Annotated in this window: 2 protein-coding genes; both read right to left on the reverse strand. The window is 73.5% G+C overall.

The window, feature by feature from the left end:
- On the reverse strand, window positions 1–1,561 hold a 1,561-nt coding region (locus FXO23_RS50035; protein WP_158896198.1), incomplete at its 3' end, for an SDR family NAD(P)-dependent oxidoreductase.
- The gene (locus FXO23_RS50040) at window positions 1,558–6,609 is read right to left on the reverse strand and encodes a type I polyketide synthase (protein ID WP_158896200.1); all 5,052 of its coding nucleotides are present in this window, start codon (window positions 6,607–6,609) and stop codon (window positions 1,558–1,560) included. The genes FXO23_RS50040 and FXO23_RS50035, both read right to left, overlap by 4 nt.
- Between the last annotated feature and the right edge of the window lie 99 nt (window positions 6,610–6,708).

The following is a 6,708-nucleotide window of genomic DNA, read 5'->3' on the forward strand; positions in this document are numbered from 1 at the left end:
ACAACCCCCCAACCTTCGGACCCACCACCCGAGAAAACTCCCCCACACCCTTCCCCACCACAGAACCCACACTCCCCACCCCAGCAACATGAAAAACGCAATCCAAACCGCCGAAACGAGAGTCGATGCGCTCCACGACGGCACGCATGTCCGCGGCGTCGGTGACATCCGCCTGCTCGTACACGAGACACCCGCACGAGGTTCCCGCGAGCCGCTCCAGCTCGTCGAGCACGGCGGCTCGCCTGCCGCGCTCATGCCTGCCGGTGAGCACCACCGCGGCGCCGTAGTCCCGCAGCAGCCACTCGGCGACGAGCCTGCCGATGCCGCCCGTGCCACCGGTGATCAGGTAGACGCCGCCACGGCGAAGCGATCTGGGCACCGGCGCGGCAAGCTCGACCGGGCTCGCCCGCAGTACGTGCCTGCCGCCGTCGAGCAGCACGTCGGCGGGCGGGTCCGCCACCAGCTCGTCGTGCAGCCGCGACCACACCGAGGTTTCAGGTAGATCCACTGTGGACAACATGACGGTAGTCGACCGCACCCCGGGCAGCGGCATCCGCAGCGACCGGGTGAACCCGACCCAGGCCTCCCCGTAGCAGCGCTCGTGCGCGTCGCGGAACCGGGCGGCGATGACCAGACGTTCCGGCCGCTGCCCCGCGGACGCGATGCCCCGCACGACGGCGAGCGCCGCAGCGGGGTCGGCGAGCCCCTCCCCAGCGAGGTCGAGGACGACGGCGGCCACCCGACCGTGTCGTTCGGTCAGCCGGTCCAGACCACGAGCAACGCCGTCCGCGTCGGGCGCAGCGAACGTCACGGTGCACGAGCAGCCGGTCAGCTCACCGGCCCCGAACGCCGTGTCGTCCGGGGTGACCACGAGTACCGCGCCCGAGCAGGGCGCGGACTTCGCGAGCGGCGCGGCGACCCAGTCCTCGTCGTACAACCAGACCCCGTCGGGCAACGACGACGCGGACGCGGCCTGCCCTGTCTCCTGGTGCCGCCGCTTCGACGCCACGGCGGTTTCCGCAGCGGCGGGGCCGTCGACCGGTTCGTCGGCCAGCGCGTCGGCGGCCCAGTACCGTTCGCGGGCGAAGGGATACGTCGGCAGTGCCACAATGCGCGGGCGCGGCCCGTCCTGCCCGTCGTAGAGCGAGTCCCAGTCGAGCACGGCACCGCCGAGCCACCGCCGCAACACCTCCTCCGGCGGCACTCCAGAGACGTCCGCACCGGCTCGTTGCAGCGGAGCGGGTGTTTCGACCTCGCCAACGGCGACGCCGGGCGCGGCCGTCCCGGCGGGCGCGTCCAGGAAGCGGCGCAACCGCTCGCGCACGTCGTCGACGTCAGCGGCCACGAATCCCAGCCGCGAGCGCATGTCGTCGCGCCCCACCTGCAGCGTGTACGCGATGTCCCGCAGCGCCGGGGACTCCCGGTCCGTGCCGGACACCGCGTCGAGCAGCGCCCGCGCCACCGCCCGCAGCCGCTCAGGCGTGCGCGCGGACAGGACGACGACGCTGCCCCGGTCGACGGTCTGGCGGGCGGTGCGGCTCACGCCGGTGGTGGTGCTCATGCGACGACGCTCCTCACGGAACTGACGGAACTCACGGGTTCGGGCTGGTCGTCGTCGGCCCGTATGACGACATGCGCGTTGGTACCGCCCGCGCCGAAGGAGGACAGCCCGGCGACCAGCGGCCCGGTCGCCGTCCAGCGCCGCACCTCGCGTTGCAGCCGGAACGGACTGCCGTCGAGGTCGAGCCGCGGGTTCGGCGGATCGGCGTGCAGCGTGGGCGCGAGCTCGCGGTGCCGCAGCTGCAGCATGATCTTGGCCAGCCCGGCGATCCCGGCCGCGGCCTCGAGGTGCCCGATGTTGGACTTCACCGAGCCGAGCGCGCACGCCCCGACGGACGCGCCGTCCGCGCGGAACACTTCGTTGAGCCCGCTCAGCTCCACCGGGTCGCCGAGCGCCGTCCCGGTGCCGTGGGCTTCCACGTAGCTGACCTCCCGCGCACCGACGCCCGCGCGCCGCAACGCCTCGGATACCAGAACCGCCTGCGCGCGCGGGTTGGGGACGGTGTAGCCGGAGGTGCGGCCGCCGTGGTTGACGCTGCTGCCCGCGATGACACCCAGCACCCGGTCACCGTCGCGGCGGGCCGCGTCGAGGGGTTTGAGCATGACGACAGCGACGCCCTCACCGGGCACCATGCCGTCGCCGCCGTCGCCGAAGCTGCGGCATCGCCCGCTCGGCGACAGCATCCGCCGCCGCGACATCTCGACGTAGGCGTCGGGGTGGCTGTAGATGTTCACGCCGCCGACCAGCGCGGCGTCGCATTCACCCCGGCGCAGGTGCTCGCACGCCTCGTGGATGGCGGTCAGCGACGACGAGCACATCGTGTCGATCGGCATGCTAGGCCCGGAAAGATCGAGCACGAACGACACGCGGTTCGGGATCGAGCTGAAGTTCGTCCGCGGCATGGCCCGCGCGCCGGTGCGGCGAACCCGGTCGCCCCACAGCGCATAGCCTGCCCTGGTGACCCCGGCGTAGACGCCGATCCGGCCGCCGAACGTCTTCGCGAGCCTGCGCCGCGAGTACCCCGCGTCCTCGACGGCCCGCCAGCACTCCTGGAGGAACAGCCGTTCCTGCGGATCGACATCCACCGCCTCGCGCGGCGAGATGCCGAAGAACAGCGGATCAAAGTCCGCATGGCCATGCAGGAACCCGCCCCACTTGCAGTAGCTCTTGTGTTCCCGTTCGGCACGTTCGGGGTCGGGTTCGTAGAAGCCGTCGAGCGGCCAGCGGTCGGCGGGGATCTCGGTGACGGCGTCGTAGCCCGCCCGCAGCCGGTCCCAGAACTCGTCGAGGTCGTCGGCGCTGGGGAATCGTCCGCTCATCCCGATGATCGCGATCGGTGCGGGCCCGGCCGCTTCGTGCGCGGACGTCCGCACGAGCGCCGTTGCCGCACCGGGCGTACCGACCGAACCATCCGATGTGGACGATGTGGACGATGTAGCCAAGGTGGCCGGGGTGGTCTCGGTGGACGGCGTGGCCACGGTCCAGCGCCTGCTGTCGTCGCCGAAGGTCGTGGCCAGCGCGCCCGCCACCTCGCGCAACGTCTGATGCTCGAAGAACAGCGTCTTCGCCGCCCGCGGGAAATCCGGTGCGAGCCGGTGGTTGAGGCGGGTGACGAGGAACGAGTCGAGGCCGTACGCGCCCAGCGACTCGTCGGGGTCCAGTTCGGCCTCCGCGACCCCGCTCACCTCGGCGAACAGCACGGCGAGCCGAGCGAGAACAGCGGTTTCGCGCCCCGCGCCCGCCGGATCAGCGACCGGCGCCGGCGCGGCGGGTGCCGGCGCGACGGCGTACCCCGGCCCGTCCTGGTTTCCATCCCGTTTGTGCTGGACATGCTGGTTGTGGACGTCTCGGGTGTCCCGGATGCCGTCGTTGAGCAGCGCGACGACCCGCGCGCGCTCGCCGTGGAGCACGGCGACTCCGGGCCGGCCGAGCGCGAGGGCCTGATCGAACGCGCGCAGCGCCACGGCGGCGGGCAGCGGCGACTGGCCGGTGGTCTCCCGCAGGACGGCCGTGGTCGCGTCGTCGACGCGCATGCCGCCGTCCGCCCACAGCGGCCACGCGATCGACACGGTCGTGCCACGGCGGGTGCCCGCAGCGACCCGGCCCGCGCGTTCAGCGGCAAAGCCGTCGAGAAAGCCGTTGGCCGCCGCGTAGTCGGTCTGACCCCCGTTACCGAGCACGCTCGTGATGGACGAGCAGAACACGAAGAACTCCAGGTCGAGGTCGCGGGTGGCCTCGTCAAGGTGCACCGCGCCGTCCATCTTGGGCGCGAGCACGGCCCGCGCGGCTTCCGGGTCCTTGCGCGTGAGGTAGCCGTCGTCGAGCACGCCCGCCGCGTGCACCACGCCGTCGAGCCTGCCGTGCTCACGCAGCACCCGGTCGACGAGGTCGTGGACGTCGGAACGGGAGGTGACGTCGGCCCGCTCGTGCACGCAGCGGCCGCCGTCGGCCTCGACGGCGCGGACGAGGTCGGCGTGCCCCGTCCCGGGTGCGGACCGGCCTGCCAGCACCACGGTCGCCCCCGGTGCCGACGCGACGAGGTGCCGCGCGAGGTGGCCAGTGATACCGCCCGCGCCGGTGAGCAGGTAGACCCCGCCCGGCCGCGAACGGGCGGCGGCCGAGGCCACACCGGCCACGGGCGTCCACGCCGTGCGCCACCATCGGTCGGCGCGCAGTGTGAGCCGCGTGGTGGTGCGGTCGCCTGCCACTTGGGCGAGCGGCCCGGTGAGGTCGTCGGGCGCGTCGTCGGCGACGATGACGAGCTGCCCCCACACCCGCGGCTGCTCGCGGCACACGCTCAGCACGAGGCCGTGCAGTCCGGCCGCGACGGCGGCCCGCCCGGTCTCGGGCACCACGAGCTGCACGGTCAGGTCGCCGTCGGGGTGCGTGGCGAGGAGCTCCTTGAGCCGGGCGAGCAGCGTCACCGTGGCGTCGGCGTACAGGCCGGGGATCGACAGCCGGTCCCACCGCGGTTCGAACACCTCGCAGCCGTCGACTGCCGCGGTGACCGCCGACGTTCCCGGCCGCACCAGCACGATGAGGCGGTGGCCCGGATCCACCGCGGACCGCGGGAGATGCGCCACCTCGCGGGGAACACTGATCACCAGCTGGTCGCCGTCCGATCCGGCGGGGACGACCGCAGGTGCCCCGCCCTTCGACCCGGCTTTCGACCCGGCATCGACCCCGGCGTTCGTGGTGGCGCGGGACTCGGGCCAGTAGGACTTCCGCGCGAACGGGTAGCCCGGCAGCGGCGCGACCGGCAGGGACCGCCCGCCGGTGAGGTGATCGCCGGTGAGGTCGTGGCCTTCGACGTAGGCCCGCGCGAGCCGCTCGAGCACCGAGCGCTCGGGACAGCGCGCGCCCGCCCGTGCCTGGGCGAGCAGTCCCGCCACCTCACCGGGGTCCGACGGCGGCGTGCGGGGCACGACGCCCGAGAAGTCATAACTTCCGGTCGAGCCCGAGGCACGCAACGCGACCACCGCCTGGCCCGCGTCCGACACGACCAACGCCCTCCGATGGCGGCCGTGGTCGCGCCGTTCGAGCAGGGTGTGGCAGACCGAGTCGAACTCGGGCGCGCCGGGCCGGGCCAGCGCGGCGGCGAGCTCGGACGCGACGCGGTCGAGGGCGGCCGTGTCCCGGCCGGACAGCACCAGCAGGTACGGGCCGAGCAGGATCTCGCGGTGCGGGGCGGCCGATGGTTCCTCGACGACGACATGGGCGTTGGTGCCGGTCATCCCGAACGCGCTCGTGACGCCGACCCGTGGCCTGCCCGTGCCCGCCGGGTGTCCCGGCCACGGCAGCGGCTCCGGGGACACCCGGAACGGCACCCGGTCCCACTCGACGTAGCCGCTGGCCCGCCGGTACCCCGCAGTGCCTGGCACGACCCCGGTCCGCAGCGCCATCAGCAACGCGGCGAGGTTCAGTACACCGGACGCGGCGAACGCGTGGCCGACAGCGCCCTTCGCGGACACGAGCGCGCATGATCCCGGCGGGGCTTCTCCGACCGCGTCGACGAGCGCGTCGACCTCGATCGGGTCTCCGATCGGGGTGCCGGTGCCGTGGCTCAGCACGCAGCCGATGTCGGTGGCCGTCACCCCGGCCTCGGTGTGGACCCGCCGCACGAGGTCGGCCTGCGCGCGCCTGCTCGGCGCGGTGAGGCCGTTGGTGCGGCCGTCGTAGTTGATGCCGGTGGCCCGGACGACGCCAAGCACCCGGTCGCCGTCGCGGAGCGCGTCGGCCAGCCGCCGCAGTACCAGCACCACGACCGCCTCGCCGGGCACGATGCCGTCGGCGTCGGCGTCGAACGGGCGGCACACCCCGCTTGGCGACGTCATGCCCGCGTCGATCGCCAGTTGGAGATGATCACCGCTGACCAGCACGTTGACCCCCGCCGCGAGCGCCGTGTCACACTCACCGGCGAGCAGCGCCTGCCGCGCCTGGTGCACCGCCACCAGACCGGACGAGCACGCGGTGTTCAGCACCACCGCGGGCCCGTCGAGGTCGAGCAGGTAGGCGATGCGCGAGGCAAGCACGCCGGTGTGGTTCGCGGTGACGACGGCAGGCTCGTCGAGCAGCCGGGGGAAGTAGCCGTCCTCGGCGCCGACGTACGTGGCGATCCGGCGCTCGCGTCGCTGGCGCGGGCCGATCCCGGCGTCCTCGAGCGCGTGCCAGGTCTCCTGCATCAGCAGCCGCTGGCGGGGATCCATGGTCACCGCGTCGGCCGGGGCGATCTCGAAGAACAACGGGTCGAACTCGTCGACTCCGTCGAGGTAGGCGGCGGCCAGCCCGGCGACGTCGCGGCGACCGGGTTCGTCGCCGCCTGCCTCCCGCGTCGTCGGCGTCCCGTCCAGGAGCGTCGACCACAGCGCGTCGACGTCGCGTCCGGCTGCGGACCGCACGCTCATCCCGACCACGGCGATGTCCGTCCGCCCGGTGTCCCGCGCGGACGGAACGGATGGCGCGATCGGCACGGGTGGCGCGGCGGCGACCGGTGCCGGTGGCAAGGCCGGAGCGGGAACCGCGGCAGTGTCCGGGTCCACGGTGGACATCACGGGAGGGGCGGGAGTGCTCGTGCTGGTGGCGGCCGCGGCGGCCAGCCGGGGGCCGTGCACAGCAACGAGATGATCCGCGAGCGCACCCACCGCCGG

Source organism: Amycolatopsis anabasis (assembly GCF_009765355.1).
Lineage (GTDB): Bacteria > Actinomycetota > Actinomycetes > Mycobacteriales > Pseudonocardiaceae > Amycolatopsis > Amycolatopsis anabasis.

Coding starts and splice junctions, on each gene's coding strand:
- FXO23_RS50040 (WP_158896200.1), bottom strand. CDS start 6,609: ATGTCCACCGTGGACCCGGACACTGCCGCGGTTCCCGCTCCGGCCTTG.